Here is a 17,066-nt window from a genome sequence, read left to right on the forward strand (position 1 = left end):
AGCGTTTCGCCAACGCCGGCCCCCGAAGTTTAGTTTGCAGCCACAGGTTATCTGCTTATTATCACAAATAAGCGCCTACCGCTTGCGTAAGCTGGCCGGCCGGCACTACGCCCGCCTGCCGCCACACTGGCTGGCCCTTGTGAAAAAGGATGAGCGTCGGGATGCTCTGCACCCGAAACTGCTGCGCCACGGCCTGGTTTTTATCCACATCTATCTTGATGATGCGCAGCTTGCCCTCGTGCTGGGCCGCCACCTGCTGCAAAATGGGCGCCATGGTCTTGCACGGGCCGCACCAGTCGGCGTAAAAATCCACTAACACGGGCATGCCGGGACTATTAATGAGTTCAGAAAAGGACTTGCGAGGCATAAGAATGGAGGACGGGGCTAGCCCCCGCCCGGCGCTAAGGTGAAAGTAGCCGCATTGGGCGGCGCCCTACTTTTACCTTTAGGGCAACTATTCGGTTTCGTTTTGCTGCTGCCCAATCCGCTCACCCGTCCGCCCGCTTGGCTGCGCCCTGTGTTTCCGGGCAGCGAGTGGCGCGCCGTGCCGGCTGGCCCCACCGGCCGGCCGCGCCTGTACTTAACGTTCGACGACGGCCCCATTCCGGAAGAAACGCCCTGGGTACTTGAGCAATTAGCTAATTATAAAGCTCTGGGTACCTTCTTCTGCGTGGGCGACAACCTGGCCCGCTATCCCGACATAGCCCGCGCCGCGCTCGCTGCCGGCCACCGCCTCGGCAACCACACCCAGCACCACCGCAGCGCCTGGAATACCCCCCGTGCCGAGTACCTGGCCGGCGTGGCCGAGTGCGAAAAGCTGTTAGCTGCCAGCTATCGGGCGTTAGCTGTGAGCTCCTGGGCGGCTAAAAGTGAAAAATTAATTGACGAGCAGCTAATAGCAAACAGCTATCAGCTAGCAGCTAAATTATTTCGCCCGCCCTACGGCCGCCTCACCTGGCCGGTGCTGCGGCAGCTGCGGCAGCGCTACCGCGTGGTAATGTGGTCGTTGCTGACGCGCGACTATGACCCCGACCTGGCCCCCGAGCGAGCCCTGCGCCTAGCGCTGGCCGCCACCCGGCCCGGCGATATTGTGGTGCTGCACGACTCGCGCAAGGCGAGCCGCTCGCTGCGCTTTCTGCTGCCGCGCCTACTGGCACACTACAGCGAGCTAGGCTACGAGTTTGCCACGTTGTAGCTGGGGCCGCCCGGCACCGGTATTTTTGCGGCTCGCTAGCTGTGTCGCCTTGTTTTCTTTTGCCTTCGTCTACTGCGGCCTGTGGCTGTGCATCATGGCCTGCGCCACCTGGCGGCTGGCTAGCCGGCGCGGCGCAGCGGTGCCGCAGGTGCTGCCCACGCCCTGGCCGCGCGTGAGTATTCTGGTGGCGGCGCGCAATGAGGAGGTGGCCCTGCCGCGCTGCCTGGCTAGCCTGCGGGCGCTAGCCTACCCGGCTGAATTGCTGGAAATCCTGGTCGGCGACGATGGCAGTACCGACCGCACCCGCGCCGTGGCCGAAGCGGCCCTAGCTGGCTTCGGGGGGCAGCATCAGGTGCTCACTATTCAAGATAATCTCGGCCAGGCGCGCGGCAAAGCCAATGTGCTGGCCCACCTGGCGCAGGCCGCGCACGCTGATTACCTGTTGATTACCGATGCCGATATTGCCGTGCCGCCTACTTGGGTTTCGGCAATGGTGCAGCACGCCGCACCCGGCGTGGGCACCGTCACGGGCCTCACGGTAGTAGAAGGTGTCGGCCTGCTAGCCCGCCTGCAGCGGCTCGACTGGCTCATGTCGCTTGCCCTCATTCAAGTAGGCACCGAGGCCGGCCAGCCCATGACGGCGATGGGCAACAACATGCTCATTACGCGCGCTGCCTACCAAGCCACCGGTGGCTACGAGGCGCTGCCCTTCTCCGTCACCGAAGATTTTGCCTTGTTTGAGGCCGTAAATGCGCGGGGCTTCGGCTCCCGGCAGCTCTTTGAGCCGGCCGTGCGGGCAGCTTCGCTGCCCACCGGCTCGTGGCAGGCGCTCATTAAGCAGCGCCTGCGCTGGCTGCGCGGCGTAGCGGCGCTGCCGTGGCACGTGCAGGCCGGGCTCATTTTCTTTAGCGGCTACTGGCTGGCGCTGGTTTTGATGGGGCTAGCGGGCGGTCTAGCATGGGCGCTGGCGGCGCTTGCCCTGAAAGTGGCTAGCCACTACGCGCTGGCGCTGGCGGCCAGCCGCCGCGCCGGGCTGCCCCGCCCTGCCTGGTGGCTGCTGCCGTTGTTTGAGGGGTATTCGCTGCTGCTCACCACGCACCTCACGCTGGCCCGCCTGCTGGGCCGGCGCAGCGTAGAATGGAAAGGCCGCCAGTATCAATAACGCATAAGTACATGACTGCAAATCAGCTAGAGATTGTTATTCAACCCATTGAGCCGGCCCAAACGTATGCCCTGCGCCACGCCGTGCTCTGGCCCGATAAGCCGCTTGCCTACGTGCAGCTGCCCGACGATGTCGCTGGCCAGCACTACGGCGCGTTCGTGGCTGGCGCCCTGGTAGCCGTTATCTCGCTTTTTGTGGCAGCCGATGGGGTGGCTCGCTTTCGCAAGTTTGCCACCGACCCGGCCTGGCAGGGGAGGGGCGTGGGCACGGCGCTTCTGCAATACGTTATCGGGGCGGCGCGAGCGCAAGGGGCTAGCCAGCTGTGGTGCGATGCCCGGCAAAACACGCTGCCCTTTTACCAGCGTTTCGGGCTAGCCCCCGAAGGCGCCGTTTTTTACAAAGGCGAAGTGCCCTATGTACGGCTAAACCTTGCCTTGTCTTAGAATAGTATATTGATTATGAAATTGATAGAAACCCACGCGCATCTCTACTCCGAGCAGTTCAAGCCCGACCAGGCCGAGGCGCTGCACCGGGCCGTGGCGGCCGGCGTCGGCACCATTTTAATGCCTAATGTAGACCACTCGACCATCGATGCCATGCTGGAGCTGGAGGCCGCCGCCCCCGAAACCTGCCAGGCCATGATGGGCCTGCACCCGTGCTCGGTTGGGCCGGGCTTTGAAAAGGAATTGCAGCTGGTAGAAGGCTGGCTGGCCCAGCGCCCCTTTGTGGCGGTGGGCGAATGCGGTATCGACCTGTATTGGGATAAAACTTACCTGCCGCAGCAGCAAGAGGCCCTGCGTGTGCAGCTAGCCCTGGCCAAGCAGTACGACCTGCCCATTGTGCTGCACACCCGCAGCGCCTTCGAAGAGGCTTTTGAGCTAGTAGCGGAGGCGCAGGATGGCACCTTGCGCGGGGTATTTCACTGCTTTTCGGATGGGCTGGCCGAGGCGGAGCGCATTATCGCGCTAGGGGGCTTTAAGCTGGGAATCGGCGGCGTAGCTACGTTCAAAAATGGTGGCCTGGATAAGGTGCTGCCCCACCTCGACGTGGCGCACCTGGTACTGGAAACCGACTGCCCCTACCTGGCGCCGGTGCCCTACCGCGGCAAGCGCAACGAGCCGGCCTACCTGCCGCTGGTGCTGCACCGCGTAGCTTCGCTGCTAGGGCAGTCGCCCGAAGCCGTGGCCGAGGCTACCACCCGCAATGCGCAGGCCTTGTTCGGCCTCCCTTCCTAACCTCCTCAGCCGCTTTCGGCGCCCCTAGCAGCCCTGATGCTCCCCGACCTGCCGCTTCTTACCCTAGCCACTGCCGCCGAGGCTACCGACCTGGCCGCGCCGCGCCTGCTCATTCTCTACACGGGCGGCACCGTGGGCATGGCCGTGAACCGCCGCCAGGAGCTGGTACCCATGCACTTCGGCAAGCTCGACCGCAAAATGCCCGAGCTGCGCCAGCTGCCCTACCGGCTGGAGCTGCTGACCCTGCCCCAGCTCATCGACAGCAGCAACGTGACGCCCGCCGACTGGCTGCAGCTAGCCCAGCTCATCGGCCGGCACTACGCCGATTTCGATGGCTTCGTGGTGCTGCACGGCACCGATACCATGGCCTACTCGGCGGCGGCGCTCAGCTTTTTACTCGAATGCTTAGGCAAGCCCGTGGTGTTTACCGGGGCGCAGGTGCCGGTGGGCCGAACCCGCTCCGATGCTACGCGTAACCTGCTCACAGCCCTGGAGATAGCCGCCGCCCGCCACCCCCTGGCCCGCACCGTGCGCGTGCCCGAGGTGGGCGTGTTTTTCAACGATATCCTTATTCGGGGTACTCGGGCCAAAAAGGTGGAAAGCCAGCAGTTTGCGGCTTTCAAGAGTGAGAACTACCCGCCGCTAGCCCGCGCCGGTATCGGCTTGACGTTTACTGACAAAGACATTCGCCCGCTGCCCGCAAGCCCGCTGAAAGTGCACGCCCGGCTCGAAGAAAAAGTAGCGGTGCTGCGGCTGTTTCCGGGCATCACCGAAGCGGTGGTAGAGGCGATACTAGGGGTGCCTGGCCTGCGCGGCTGCGTGCTCGAAACCTACGGCTCGGGCAATGCCCCCACCGCGCCGTGGTTTCTGGCTAGCCTGGCGCGGGCGCAGCAGCGCGGCTTGTTTGTGCTCAACGTAAGCCAGTGCGAGGAAGGCCGCGTGGTGCAGGGCCACTACGAAACCAGCGCCCGCCTCGCCAGCCTCGGCATTATCGGGGGCGACGATATCACCACCGAGGCGGCCATTACCAAGCTCATGTTTGTGCTGGGCCAGGGCCTGGCCGAGGCCGAGACGCGCCAACTGCTCAGCCAGGATTTGCGGGGCGAAATCACCCCCTAGCCCGCACAAAAACGGGTTGCTGGAGCTCGGAGCGCGGTAGTGCCGGCTTTTCAGCCTATCTTTGCACCCCCATTCAGAGAGGTGTCCGAGTGGTCGAAGGAGCACGCCTGGAAAGTGTGTATAGCCCAAAAGGTTATCGTGGGTTCGAATCCCATCCTCTCTGCTATTTTTTTTGAAATCCGCTGTAAATCAAGTATTTACAACGGATTTTCTATTTAACGGGAATGCCTCGCTAAGTTGACTGGCTCTATCCAGCTAGGCCTAGGCACTTTCGGGCAGCACAAAGGTGCGTAGTAATTGAAGCAGCTGCGTGTCGGCGATACTCAGGCTGGGGTGCTCCAGCCGCAGCTCATCGGGTGAAACGTAGCTGGCAAATTCTAAAAACTGCTGGGGAGGCAGGGAGTGATAAGCCATTTGCCAGTCGGGAAAGGCACGCGCTACGATAGGCTTATCGGCATAGGTAGTAACGTTGCGGTGCCGGGGGTCTTCACAAATGCGGGCGTAGAGGCTATGCACCGTTGCTTGGTCGCCCTCCAGTACCTGAAAAAACTGGTCGTTGCCGTAGAGCAGGATGCCGGTCAGCTCATGCGCCGCGTTGAATTGGCGGGCCTGCACGAGTAAGTGCTCCAGCTGGGCTTTATCAAAGGGTACGGTAGCCTGGCTCAAATAGATAATGTGGTGCATCGAATTAAGAATTAGCTGTTTGCTACCAGGGCAGATGCTCAACCAGCGCTAGGGCAAGCTAAAGCCAGGAAGTGAAGAAAGGTGCCGAAAACAGTAGGAGTAGGATGCAGAGCGCCGTAAGTGGCCGGCTGACCTACCTGCTTACGCCGGCCGGGTCCAGAAGATAGTAAACGTAGTACCCTCGCCTAAGGTGCTGGCCACCTCGACGTGGCCACCGTGGCTACGCACAATACGCTGCACCAGATACAGCCCCACACCGGTGCCTTCGATGTGGGTATGCTGACGCACAAAAAGCTGGAACACGGGGTTGCGCGCGTCGGTGAGGGTCATGCCCAGGCCATTGTCGCGCACTTCGAGCGCGGGCTCGCCATCTGGGGTGAGGTAGCTGCGCAACACGATGTGGGGTGGCCGGTCGGGGTGGCTGAATTTCAAGGCATTACTGACCAGGTTGTGCACCACCGAGCGCAGGTTGGCCCGGCCGTAGACGAGGCCCGGCGCAGCGGCCACATCTATATCGAGCCGGGCCTGGCGGGCCAGCACCTGCGGCTGCAGGCCAAGGACCACTTCTTCCAGAATCAGCCCCACGTCGAGCACTTCGGCCGGGTCTTGCTGGGCGCGCTGGGTTTGCACGGTCACGGCCAGGTCGTGCAGCGTGGTATCAAACTGCGTGAGGGCGCCATCTACCATGGCCAATAGCTGGGCCTGGTCGGGGTCGGCGAAGGTGGCCGTGCGGCGTAGCTCATCGAAAAGCCCGCGCAGGTTCAGGGCCGGCTGGCGCAAATCGTGCGAGGCGGCATACACGAACGTATCGAGGTCGTGGTGGGCGCGCGCCAGTTCATCGTACTGCGTTTGCAGCACCTGGCGCAGCAGGTATTGGTCGTGCACGTCGGAGCACGTGCCAAACCAGCGCAGTACCGGCCCATCGGCGAGCTGCCGGGCCCGGATAATGTGCCAGCGGTAAATGCCATCGTGCCGGCGCATGCGGTATTCGCCCTCGTAGGGCTCGCCGCTGGCCACGCACGCTATCCAGCGGCGGGCGCCTTCGGCCTGCTCGCTAGGGTGCAGCAGGCCTACCCAGCCTGTGGGCCCTAGGTCTTCCTTGTTCAGGCCCGAGTAGTCGGTGGTATAGTGGTTATAGTAATCAATAAACCCTTCGGCCGAGGCCGTCCAGATTAACTCCGGAATGCTATCGGCCAGGAAGCGCACCTCGGCCTCGCCCCGGCGCAAAGCATCGGCTAGCTCGCGCTGGTCGTGCACTTCGGTAAGGGCCCCATGCCAGTACACGGGCGGGTCGGGCAGGTGTACCTCGGGCAGGGCGCGGCTCAGCATCCAGCGGTACTGCCCGTCGTAGCGCCGCAGGCGGTACTCGTAGTTCCAGCCCGTGCCCGAGCGGCGGGCGGCGGCGGCCTCGTAGAGCACGCGTAGGCGGTCGTCGGGGTGGATGAGCAACGGCCAGATGGCCGTCAGGTCGGCCGCAGGGGGCTGGCCCGTAAACCGATACCACTGGGGGCTAGCGTAGCGGCAGCGTCCCTGCGCATCAAGGGTGTACGTGATAAGCGGCGCCGTTTCGGTAAGCACCCGCAGCCGGGCATCGAGGCGGCGCGTCACGAGCGAAAGCTCGTGCGCCTGCTGGCGGGTAGCCTCCTGCTCACTCACATCAATGGCGAGCAGCAGCAAGCCGGCCACCCGCTCCTGCTCGTCGCGGTAGGGCTCCAGGGCCAGGTCATAATACCGGCAGTCTGCCGCATCGGGGGCCGGTGTGCACAGGCAGGCCTTGGCTACGTAAGGCTGGCCCGTGGCATATACCTGGGCTAGCACCCCTAGCAGCGCCTGGGGCAGGCCGCCCGGATGGTCGGCGATGCGCTGGCCAGCAGCATCTGCACCCACCAGTGAGTACATCGCTTCGTTGACGAACCCGAACCGAAGCTCGGGGCCTTCTAACGTGGCTACGCCGGCTGGCAGCTGGCGCAGAAGCTGTGGAAAAGGAAGGGTAGGCATACCTCAGCCGCGCGGCCATGAGGTGCGCAAGCAAGTAGAGTGTAAAGAAGTAGCAGAAAGGTACAACGCATCACGTGCTCTTGGCGCTAAGCTACCCACCGGCGCTATGGCCTCTTGCGCGGCCTGGTTAGTGAGCAGGCTTGGATGGGTCGGCGCCAAAAACTGCCAGCCGCACCAAGTCCACCAGCAGGGCGTCGGCGATGCTCAGCGACTCGGGTGCCGGCGGCACGTGGTGGGGTAGCAGGAAGCCTTGCAGCGCGGCAAACCCTTGGGGTTCAATAGGGTGAAAAGCCATTGACCAGTCGGCAAAGCTGCGCTCGGTAATAGGCTTATCGATAAGCTTTTGCACGTGCGAGTGGCGGCCATCGACGGCGATGCGATTAAAGAGGGTATCGGCGATAGCCGGCTCCCCTTCAAAAAGCTGCGCAATGTTGCCATGGCTATAGAAGAGAATGCCCGTAATGCCATGTAAGACATTATCGCGGCGACACTGTTGGAGCAGGCGCTCCAATTCTCGGTCAGACAGGGGGTGGACCGCACGGCTGATGTATACAATATGCTTCATACAGTAAGGTAGCAGAGCTGTCTGGTACGGAGGGATTACCTGTAGCGTTTAAAACAAGCCATTTCTTGTGAATCAGCTACATAAGTAAGCCTGGGTATTGCGGCGGGCCGTAACCTCCTCAGCACTATGCCCAAACGGACTACTGAAAGCTAGTGCTGCTCCAGGCCGCCCAGCAGCACCGTGATGATATTATTTTCCAGCTCCTGCGCCGTAAGGCCCCGGCCCGGCCGGTACCAAAGCTCTACCCAACGCACCGCCGACAGCACCGTGAACAGCGCCACCGAGGCGTTCACCGGCCGAAACTCGCCCGCCGCAATACCCGCCTCTATCAGCGCCGCAAAGCCTTTCTCGTAGGTTTTGCGGGCTTGCTTAAACTCGGTGAGGCGCGGCTCGGGCAGGTATTTCCAGTCGTGGTTGGCCACCGATACGGCGGCGCTGTCCTCCACCATCAGCTGGATGTGCAGGCGCACCAGCGCCTTTATCTTGTCGCTGTAGGGGCTAGCGGTATGCTCTATCTCGCGCAGCTGCGAGATGTAGGTGTCCGAAATCCGGAAGCAGATGGTATCCAGCAGCTCGTCTTTCGACTTGATGTGGTTGTACATGCTGGCGGCTTCCATGCCCACTTGCCCGGCCAGGTCGCGCATCGAGGTGCCGCTATAGCCCCGGTCTTTAAACAGCTTGGCCGCTTCGGCCAGAATAAGCTCGCGCTTGACCGATTTTTTCGTTTTTAGCATGGGTGGGATAGGGGAGGGCTAGCCTGACAAAGTTACCCCTAGCTCTCGGCTGCTAACAACTGTTTGTTACACATTGTCCGGCGTGCGCGGGTCTTCGCCGCTCACCATGCGCGACACCAGGCCATGGTCATCGTGGTTATCGGCCCAGACCACGCCCACCACGTGCAGCACGATGTAGCCGATTATCAGGTACATCGTCACGTTGTGAATCTCCTCGGCTGTGTGCTCAATGCGGTGCAAAAAGGGCACGTCATCGGCAAAAATCAGCGCTAGCCCCGTCACGACCATAATGGTAATAAACAGGTAGAATGCCGCATAGGTGAGCTTGGCCAGCAGCGCGTGGCGGGCATCGGCGTGCTCGGCCGGGGCAGCCAGCTTGTAGCGGCGGGCTGCCGCCAGCAGGCGCGCGCCGAAGCGCCGGCCAGCCGGGTCTAGGGCCTGCATCACCGTCCAGAACAGCCAGAACGCGGCCAGCGTCACGCCCATCCAGATGTGCCATTGCCAGATGCGCTCGCTGATAACGTGCGCCACGGCGCGGCCCTGCTGGTCGGTGAGCGTGCTGCCGCCTTTACTGATGGCCTGCTGAAACTCGGGCACGGCTTGCTTGGCATTCACGATAACCTTCTGAAACAGAATAGTTAGCAGCTGGCCCGACACCAACGCGGCATTGGCCCAGTGCCAGATGCGCATCGCAACGGAATAATCATGAGTAGCGGCTACGGGCGGGGCGGTTTGGGCGGGCATTGGAAAAAGCTGGAGTGCAGGCTACAGACGCAAAACCACGGGTCTGGGTTATTACGCCGCGTGGGCTTCGGCTGGCTCCGGGGTGAGCTCGGTGGTGCGGCCGGGGTAAGCCAGCAGCGCCTGTTCGAGGCAGGTGAGGGCGGCGTCGAGGTCGGTCAGGTTTAAAATGTAGGCTAGCCGCACCTGCTGGCGGCCCAGGCCGGGCGTCTGGTAAAAGCCATTGGCCGGCGAGAGCATCAGGGTCTGGTTTTCGTAGGCAAAATCAGTTAGCAGCCACTCGCCAAAACGCTCGGCATCGTCTACGGGCAGGTGGGCCATCACGTAGAAGGCCCCACCCGGCACCGGGCACTGCACGCCCGGCATAGCTTGCAGGCGCCGCACCGTCAGGTCGCGGCGGGCCTGGTACTCAGCCCGGTTTTCAGCAAAATAGCTTTCGGGCAATGCCACGGCGGCCTCGCCCAGCAGCATGCCCAGGCCGGGCGGGCTGATGCGCATCTGGGCAAAGTGAAACGCGGCCTCAAACACCGCCTTGTTGCGTGTCACGAGCGAGCCTACCCGCGCCCCGCAGGCGCTGTAGCGCTTCGAAATGGTGTCGAGTACCACCACGTATTCTTCGCCGCCAGCCAAGTTGAGCGCGCTGGTGGCGCGGGCGCCATCGTAGCAGTACTCACGGTACGCCTCATCCGACAGCAGGTAGAGCTGGTGGCGCTGGCAGAGGCCTAGCAGGGCCTCCAGCTCTTGGCGCGTGTACACATATCCAGTCGGGTTGCTCGGGTTACAGAGCAGAATGGCCTTGGTGTGCGGCGTAATAACAGCTTCAAAGTCAGCCAGCGGCGGCAGGGCAAAGCCGTTGTCGATGGTGCCCGTAACGGTCACAATCTTTACGCCGGCCGCAATGGCGAAAGCCGTGTAGGTACCATAAAAAGGCTCGGGCACCACCAGCTCATCGCCTGGGTTGAGGCAGGTGAGCAGCGCAAACAGGATGGCCTCGCTGCCGGCTGTCGTAACGAGTATCTCATCGAAGTTTACCGGGATACCCGCGCGGTGATAATACTCAGTGAGCTTGCGGCGGTAGCTCTCGGTGCCTGCCCCGTGGCTGTAGGAAATAATGCGCAGGTCGGCCTGCCGCAGGGCTTCTACCGCGCTCGGCGGGGTCGGAATGTCGGGCTGGCCAATGTTGAGATGATACACCTTGCGCCCGCGGGCCTTGGCTGCCTCGGCAAAAGGGGCTAGCTTGCGAAACGGCGAAACGGGCATATCCTGCCCCCGCTGCGATACCGATAATGCCATAATTGATAGCTTCTTACAGAAAGAAAATAAGAAAAAGTCCCAGCCGATGCTTCGGCCGGGACTTCGGAAATGATGAGGTGAACTAGCCGTTGCGCTTGTTCAACTCGTCTCGAATTTTGGCGGCCTTTTCGTAGTCTTCTTTCTCCAGCGCCTGCGCCAGCATCTTGGTCAGCTCATCGAGCGACACCTGCCCGCTGGGCTCGCGCGCCTCGGGCGCTTTCGCCGGCCGCGCGGTTTCGCCCTCGTTATCATCATCGTCCTCGTCGGTGTCGTCGTCATCCTCATCTTCCTCGCTGGCTTCATCAAGGTCTGAAAGGATGATGCCGGCTTCGCTGAGTACACTTTCAACCGTGAAAATGGGCACGCCGAAGCGCAGGCCAATGGCAATGGCGTCGGAGGGCCGGGCGTCAATCTCAAACGTGGTAGCGCCGTCGGAGCACACAATGCGCGAGTAGAATACGCCCTCCTTGAGGTCGGAGATAACTACTTCGAGAATAGCCACGTGCACGTGCTCGGCAAAAGCCTTGAACAGGTCGTGGGTAAGGGGCCGGTTGGGGCTGATTTTCTCAATCTGGATGGCGATGCTCTGGGCCTCAAACATGCCGATGATAATCGGCAGGCGACGGTTGCCGTGCTTTTCGCCCAGGATGAGGGCAAACGAGCCGGACTGCGACTGTGAGGAAGACAGGCCCAGAATTTCGAGGGGAATTTTTTTCAAGGGTCGCGGGGACGGTCAGGTCCGGGAAACTGGTACGGAGGTTCTGTACGACAAATTAAGCAACGATGGCCGTAACGACGCGCTTTCTCGGCGGATTTTACCTTCAAATAAAAGCAAAAAGAACGTCATGCTGCGCTTGCTAAAGTGTCTCGCTCGCATCGTCGGGGAGTAGACCCTAGCGGCGCAAGCAAGCTACTTCAGCAAGCTCAGCATGACGTTCCGGTAGCAAATGGCTGTCTGGCTAGCCTAGTCCAGCTCTTTCACAGCAGCCGTGAGCTTGGGCAGCACGTCAAATACGTCGCCCACGATGCCATAATCGGCTGCTTTGAAGAAGGGAGCCTCGGGGTCCTTGTTAATGACCACAATCACCTTCGACGAGTTGACGCCCGCCAGGTGCTGGATGGCGCCCGAAATGCCGCAGGCAATATACAGGTTCGGCGATACCGTGATGCCCGTTTGGCCCACGTGCTCGTGGTGGGGGCGCCAGTCTACGTCGCTCACCGGCTTCGAGCAGGCCGTGGCCGCCCCTAGCGCCTTGGCCAGGTCTTCGATAAGGCCCCAATTTTCAGGGCCTTTCATACCGCGGCCGCCGCTTACTACGCGCTCGGCCTCGGGCAGCAAGATGCCGCCGGCCTGGTCCTGCATTACTACTTGTTTGGGCGCATCGGCAAAGTCAGCGTCGCCGAGCTGGGCCGAGAAGGCAACCACCTCGGCCGTTTTGCCTGCCTCGTGCTGCGCTTCGATGGAGTTCTTCTTTACGGCAATAATCTTGCGGTCGCCGTTCAGCACCACGTCCGAAAACGCCTTGCCCGAAAACGCACCGCGCTTTACCGTAAACTGGCCACCGTCGGTCTTGGGCAGCTCGACTACATTGGTGGCGAGGGCCGCCTGCAGGCGGATAGATAGGCGCGAGCCCACGGCCGCGCCGATGTTGCTGTTGGCCAGCACAATCACCTTGGCATCTTCCTGCTGCGCCGCCGTGGCAATGAGCTTGGTGTAGGCATTGTTCACGAAGTCCTTCAGGCGCGGCTCCTTGTCGTAGAGCACTTTCGTAATGCCCTGCTCGCCGAGCTTGGCGAGGCTGGCGTCGGTGGCTTCGCCTACGGCAATGGCCGTAGCGCTGGTGCCCAGCTGCGCGGCAAGCTGCGCGCCGTAGGTAGCCACTTCGAGCGAAGACTTTTTTACTTCGCCCTTATCGCATTCAACTACTACTAAAACTGACATGATTTTTTCTGTTTTGTCATCCTGAGCGCTGCGACCTTATCACGCAGGCGCCGATTGGGGTAGGAGAGGGCTAGCGAAGGCAGCCGTGATAAGATGCCTCCTTCGTCAGCATGACAGACGATAATTAGATGACCTTGGCTTCGTTGCGCAGCAACTTGATGAGGTCGCCAGCGCTTTCGGCCGGGATGAGCTTCACACCCTGCTTCTTGGGCGGCAGCGCGTACTCGGTTACCTGGGTGCGGGCGGCGTCGCCGGTAGCAGCTACCACTTTCAGCGGCTTGGTGCGGGCCGTCATAATGCCACGCATGTTCGGAATGCGCGGCTCGCACATCGGCTGCTGGCACGAAGCCACGAAGGGCGCGTTTACCTGCACTATTTCCTTGCCGCCTTCGATTTCGCGCTCCAGCGTGGCGGTGGTGCCGCTCATGTCCAGCTTCATAGCGGGTGCTACGGTCGGAATGCCGAGTAGCTCGCCTACCATGCCGTGCACCTGAAAGCCGTTGTAATCAATACTTTCCTTGCCCATCAGAATCACGTCGTAGCCGCCTTCTTTGGCAATGGCCGCAATCTGCTCGGCCACGAAAAAGGCATCTTTCGGCGCGGCGTTCACCCGGATGGCATCGTCGGCGCCGATGGCCAGCGCCTTGCGGATGTTGGGCTCGGTATCGGCCTCGCCCACGTTGAGCACCGTCACGGTACTGCCGGGGTTGGCTTCTTTCAGCTCGATGGCACGGGTGAGGGCGTATTCGTCCCAGGGGTTAATCACGAACTGCACCCCGGCCTTGTTAAACTCCTTGTTATCGGGCGTGAAGGTGATTTTGGTGGTCGTGTCAGGCACGTTGGAGATGCAAACCAGAAACTTCATCTAAGCAAAGTAAGGGTGAGAAGAGATGCAAAAATAGTCGGCTTGCATAACATTCGCTAAGCCTGAAAAGGTCTTTCGACCTGCTATAAACAAGAATGCGGCGCGGGGGTCGCAATTTTGCCCCAAAGATAGTTAAAACTACTGCCCATGACTGCCCCCAGCCGCTTACAACAGTTGTTAGCTTTTTATGAAGCCGACCCCACCGATGCATTCACTATTTATGCCCTAGCCACCGAATACCGGGCTGCCGAGCCGCTGCGCGCCTGGGAGTTTTACGAAAAGCTACTCACCGAGCACCCCGATTACGTGGGCACCTACTACCACGCCGGCAAGCTGCTCGAAGGCTTCGGCAAGAAGGATGAGGCCGAGCAAGTGTACCGTAAGGGCTTGATTGTAAGTCGCAAGGCTGGGCAGCTGCACGCCGCCAGCGAGCTTCAGCAGGCGCTGAATAGCTGCCTGGGGCTGGATTACGAAGACGACTAGCCCCAGACAACTGCGCAGTAAATCAGTGCTTCAGCTTAGCTAGCTGCTCCCCGTAGAAGTGGCCGGGCCGGCTGTTTTTCAGCTCGGGGCTGAAGGCTTCGTAAAGTGGCGCCACCACGGCGTATTGTGGTGGTTCTAGCATGCTAAGCTGGGCTAGCTGCTCCAAGCTAGCCCAGGCGGTGGGATTGGCTTTGATAAAAGCATGGGCCGTTTGCACGTATTCATGCTGCAGGGCTTCCTTTTCTTCCTTACTATGTGCTGCTTTGGCCTTAGCCGCAGCAGCCTTTAAAGTCGCATCGAGGCGCTGGTAGGCCGCTAGCTGCGGCCCGCCTGTTAGGCGGGCCTTTGGCAGCGAATCGGGGCTAGCCACGGTCACCGGCTCGGGGCTTATAAACACGGAAACGCGCTCAGGCGATGCCCGACGGTATATGCCATTGCGTATGCCCTCGCGCAGGTGGCCCTGGCGCTCCAGCACCAGCTCGGCCGAGTGGGGCCAGCCATTGGAACCGCGCAGCTCAAACTGGCCGTTCTTGAGCGTGGCCGAGTCCAGCACCTGCGGGCCGTAAACCAAATAGATTTTGGCCGGCGCGTTCAGTTCGCCCACTTTACCCTTGACTACGTAAGGCCCAGGAGCTTGGGAAAAGGTCAGCGCGGGCACGAGCAGCAGGCTGCCGAGTAGGTAGTTTTTCATGTGAAAGCGTGCGAATTGCGTGAATAGTTGCGAAACGCTGAGCGGGCCGAATATAGTATATCGCCAACGGCCCCCGATTTTCCGCAAGCCGCCGCGTTACTTTGCAGCGTATGGCAACCAAGATATTAGTAGTCGAAGACGAGCCCAAGGTATCGGCCTTCATCCGCCGGGGCCTCGAAGAGGAGGGCTACGAGGTGGAGGTGGCCTACGATGGCACTTTTGGCCAGCGGCTGGCGATGAGGCAAGGATTTGATTTGCTTATCCTTGATGTTATTTTGCCTGGGCAAAGCGGCTTGGAGGTGCTGAAGGCCGTGCGCGCCCAGGACCAGGAGCTGCCCATTTTGTTGCTCACCGCGCTCGGCACTACGCAAGACAAGCTGCTGGGCTTCGACGGTGGCGCCGACGACTACCTCGTCAAGCCCTTCGACTTTGTGGAGCTGCTGGCCCGGGTGCGCGCCCTCACGCGCCGCCGCGACCGGCGCTCGGCCAAAGGCAACAAGCTGACCCTAGCCGACCTGACGGTGGACACGGCTGCCAAAACCGTGAGCCGCGCCGGCCAGCCCATCAAGCTCACAGCCCGCGAGTTTAATTTGCTGGAGCTGCTGCTGCGTCACCAGGGCCGGGTATTGAGCCGGGGCGAAATAGCCGAGCACACCTGGGAAGAGTCGTTCGACACGGGCTCCAACGTGATTGATGTGTACGTGAACTACCTGCGCAACAAGGTAGATAAAGGCTTTACTAAGAAATTGATTCATACGGTGGTAGGCATGGGCTACGTGCTGCGGGAAGAAGACTGATACACCCGCTGCCCTGGCTATGCTACCTGCGCCCCGCTTTTCCTTTCTCTACCGCGTGACGATTCGTAACCGTCTGACCTGGCTCTTTGTGGGCGTGGTGGCCGTGCTGTTGTTTGGGGTGCTGTCCCTGGTGTTTGTGCTGCAATCGACCACTTCGCAGCGCGAGTTTCGGCAGCGCCTGCGCGAGCGGGCACAGGTGACCGGCTACATCTACCTCGAAAAAGACGAGATGCGGGCCAGCGCCTTCCGCGACTTCGAGAAAAAGTACCTGCAAGCGCTCAGCAATGAGATTTTGCAGGTGTACGACGCCACCGGCCGGGTGCGCTTCGTGGCCGAAGACGAGCGCGTGCGCCTGCCCGACGTCGTGCTGGCCCGCATTGTGGCCAACAAGGAATACTATTTTCAGCTAGGCCAGCGCCAGGCCGTGGGCCTCTTTTACCAGGACAACCAGGGCGACTACATTATTGTGGCGGCGGCTGAAAACGTGTATGGCCAGCGCCGCATGCAAAGCCTGGCGTCGATAATGGGGGTGATTTTTGTGGTGAGCCTGGGCGTGATTTTCTTCCTGGGCCGGGGCTTTGCGGGCCGCGCGCTAGCCCCCATCGCGGCCCTCAACGACCAGGTAGACCGCATCACGGCCCGCGACCTGCACCAGCGCGTAAACGAAGGCCACCTGCGCACCAGCGAGCGCGACGACCTCACGCGCCTGGCCCGCACCTTCAACCGCCTGCTGGGACGCCTTGAAGCCAGCTTTGAGGGCCAGCGCACCTTTGTCCGCAACGCCTCGCACGAGCTGCGCACGCCGCTCACGTCCAGCATCGGCGAGCTGCAGGTGCTGCTGGCTCGCGAGCGCTCGCCCGAGGCTTACCGCGAAGGTGCCTCCTCGGTGCTGGGCGAATTGCAGCAGCTCAAGACATTGATTAACAACCTGCTTGACATGGCGCAAGCTGAGGGCAACGTGCCGCTCACCGACGAGGTGCGCCTTGATGAGCTGTTGTGGGAGGTGCGCGAAGGCGTAGCCCCGGCTCAGCGCAACCGCGTGCAGGTAGACCTGGGCGACCTGGCCGAGCTGCCCGACGACCCGGCTGCCTTTGTGGTGCCGGGTCACCGGGGGTTGCTAGCCCGTGCCCTGGGCAACCTGGTCGATAACGCCCTCAAATACTCTGCCCCCGACCAGCGGGTACTACTGAGCCTGCGCTGCCAGCCCGGCGGGGGCTGCGTAGTGCGCGTGGCCGATGCGGGCATGGGCATCACGGCCGACGATTTAGAGCAGGTGTTTCAGCCGTTTTTCCGGTCGGCGGCGGTGCGGGGAGTCGTGGGCCACGGCGTGGGGCTGCCACTAGCCCAGCGCATTGCGGCGTTGCACGGCGGCACCCTCGCGTTGTGCTCCGAGCCTGGCCGCGGCACGGTAGCCGAGCTGGTATTTGGGGGGCTGGCCGCCGAAGCGTAAGATGAAAAAATGACAAAGTTTTTTACAAAAATTCATCTTTCTAATTCGCCTCTAATGTGCCTCTAATAGAGACCTAATGTGGGGAGGGGAGCTTTGTAGCATCTTTTCACAA

General features: G+C 61.4%; 19 protein-coding genes and 1 tRNA gene. 9 read left to right on the forward strand and 11 right to left on the reverse strand.

From position 1 onward, the window contains the following. Positions 1–61: 61 nt before the first annotated feature. Entirely contained in the window at positions 62–367 is a 306-nt protein-coding gene (gene trxA, locus J4D99_RS10175; RefSeq protein ID WP_208131592.1) for a thioredoxin, read from the reverse strand. 102 nt (positions 368–469) lie between these two features. Between trxA and J4D99_RS10180 the strand changes: the two genes are divergently transcribed. From J4D99_RS10180 to J4D99_RS10205, 6 genes are all read left to right on the forward strand, one after another. Further along, positions 470–1,195, forward strand: a complete 726-nt coding sequence (locus J4D99_RS10180; RefSeq protein WP_236018611.1) for a polysaccharide deacetylase family protein — start codon at positions 470–472, stop codon at positions 1,193–1,195. A 49-nt stretch (positions 1,196–1,244) separates the two neighbouring features. Continuing rightward, positions 1,245–2,357, forward strand: a complete 1,113-nt coding sequence (locus J4D99_RS10185) for a glycosyltransferase (protein WP_208131593.1) — start codon at positions 1,245–1,247, stop codon at positions 2,355–2,357. An 11-nt stretch (positions 2,358–2,368) separates the two neighbouring features. Next, the gene (locus J4D99_RS10190; RefSeq protein WP_208131594.1) at positions 2,369–2,800 is read left to right on the forward strand and encodes a GNAT family N-acetyltransferase; all 432 of its coding nucleotides are present in this window, start codon (positions 2,369–2,371) and stop codon (positions 2,798–2,800) included. 15 nt (positions 2,801–2,815) lie between these two features. Then, positions 2,816–3,592 (forward strand): TatD family hydrolase, encoded by a 777-nt coding sequence (locus J4D99_RS10195; protein ID WP_208131595.1) that lies wholly within the window; start codon positions 2,816–2,818, stop codon positions 3,590–3,592. Between the two features lie 36 nt (positions 3,593–3,628). Further along, positions 3,629–4,711: an asparaginase gene (locus J4D99_RS10200; protein ID WP_208131596.1), complete on the forward strand. Its 1,083-nt coding sequence runs from the start codon at positions 3,629–3,631 to the stop codon at positions 4,709–4,711. A 75-nt stretch (positions 4,712–4,786) separates the two neighbouring features. Further along, positions 4,787–4,874: transfer RNA gene (locus tag J4D99_RS10205), tRNA-Ser, on the forward strand. Between the two features lie 98 nt (positions 4,875–4,972). Here the strand turns inward: J4D99_RS10205 and J4D99_RS10210 are convergent. The 9 genes from J4D99_RS10210 to J4D99_RS10250 all read right to left on the reverse strand — a co-directional run bounded on the left by J4D99_RS10210 (position 4,973) and on the right by J4D99_RS10250 (position 13,533). Next, positions 4,973–5,395 carry a BLUF domain-containing protein gene (locus J4D99_RS10210; RefSeq protein ID WP_208131597.1) on the reverse strand — a complete coding sequence of 141 codons (423 nt, stop codon included), beginning with the start codon at positions 5,393–5,395 and terminating at the stop codon, positions 4,973–4,975. Between the two features lie 141 nt (positions 5,396–5,536). Further along, the gene (locus tag J4D99_RS10215; protein WP_208131598.1) at positions 5,537–7,393 is read right to left on the reverse strand and encodes a PAS domain-containing sensor histidine kinase; all 1,857 of its coding nucleotides are present in this window, start codon (positions 7,391–7,393) and stop codon (positions 5,537–5,539) included. Between the two features lie 127 nt (positions 7,394–7,520). Beyond that, positions 7,521–7,958 (reverse strand): BLUF domain-containing protein, encoded by a 438-nt coding sequence (locus J4D99_RS10220; RefSeq protein WP_208131599.1) that lies wholly within the window; start codon positions 7,956–7,958, stop codon positions 7,521–7,523. 149 nt (positions 7,959–8,107) lie between these two features. Then, complete coding sequence (locus J4D99_RS10225; RefSeq protein WP_208131600.1) at positions 8,108–8,692, reverse strand: TetR/AcrR family transcriptional regulator; 585 nt, start codon at positions 8,690–8,692, stop codon at positions 8,108–8,110. Between the two features lie 66 nt (positions 8,693–8,758). Then, positions 8,759–9,436, reverse strand: a complete 678-nt coding sequence (locus J4D99_RS10230) for a cytochrome b/b6 domain-containing protein (protein ID WP_208131601.1) — start codon at positions 9,434–9,436, stop codon at positions 8,759–8,761. A 51-nt stretch (positions 9,437–9,487) separates the two neighbouring features. Beyond that, entirely contained in the window at positions 9,488–10,726 is a 1,239-nt protein-coding gene (locus J4D99_RS10235) for a pyridoxal phosphate-dependent aminotransferase (RefSeq protein ID WP_208131602.1), read from the reverse strand. Positions 10,727–10,808: 82 nt separating this feature from the next. After that, a complete protein-coding gene (locus J4D99_RS10240; protein ID WP_208131603.1) occupies positions 10,809–11,444 on the reverse strand; it encodes a bifunctional nuclease family protein in 636 nt (211 codons plus the stop codon). Between the two features lie 246 nt (positions 11,445–11,690). Continuing rightward, positions 11,691–12,668 (reverse strand): electron transfer flavoprotein subunit alpha/FixB family protein, encoded by a 978-nt coding sequence (locus J4D99_RS10245; RefSeq protein ID WP_208131604.1) that lies wholly within the window; start codon positions 12,666–12,668, stop codon positions 11,691–11,693. A 124-nt stretch (positions 12,669–12,792) separates the two neighbouring features. After that, complete coding sequence (locus tag J4D99_RS10250; RefSeq protein WP_208131605.1) at positions 12,793–13,533, reverse strand: electron transfer flavoprotein subunit beta/FixA family protein; 741 nt, start codon at positions 13,531–13,533, stop codon at positions 12,793–12,795. Positions 13,534–13,680: 147 nt separating this feature from the next. Between J4D99_RS10250 and J4D99_RS10255 the strand changes: the two genes are divergently transcribed. Next, positions 13,681–14,016, forward strand: coding sequence for a tetratricopeptide repeat protein (locus J4D99_RS10255; protein ID WP_208131606.1), 336 nt, complete (start codon positions 13,681–13,683; stop codon positions 14,014–14,016). A 22-nt stretch (positions 14,017–14,038) separates the two neighbouring features. Here J4D99_RS10255 and J4D99_RS10260 read toward each other — a convergent pair whose 3' ends face one another. Further along, entirely contained in the window at positions 14,039–14,707 is a 669-nt protein-coding gene (locus J4D99_RS10260; protein ID WP_208131607.1) for a DUF4369 domain-containing protein, read from the reverse strand. Positions 14,708–14,817: 110 nt separating this feature from the next. Here J4D99_RS10260 and J4D99_RS10265 point away from each other — a divergent pair, with 110 nt between their 5' ends. Beyond that, positions 14,818–15,504, forward strand: a complete 687-nt coding sequence (locus J4D99_RS10265) for a response regulator transcription factor (RefSeq protein WP_208131608.1) — start codon at positions 14,818–14,820, stop codon at positions 15,502–15,504. 19 nt (positions 15,505–15,523) lie between these two features. Beyond that, on the forward strand, positions 15,524–16,954 hold the full coding sequence (locus J4D99_RS10270; RefSeq protein ID WP_208131609.1) for a sensor histidine kinase: 1,431 nt from the start codon (positions 15,524–15,526) through the stop codon (positions 16,952–16,954). Positions 16,955–17,066 lie beyond the last annotated feature (112 nt).

It is taken from the genome of Hymenobacter sp. BT559 (assembly GCF_017571525.1).
GTDB classification, from domain to species: domain Bacteria; phylum Bacteroidota; class Bacteroidia; order Cytophagales; family Hymenobacteraceae; genus Hymenobacter; species Hymenobacter ginsengisoli.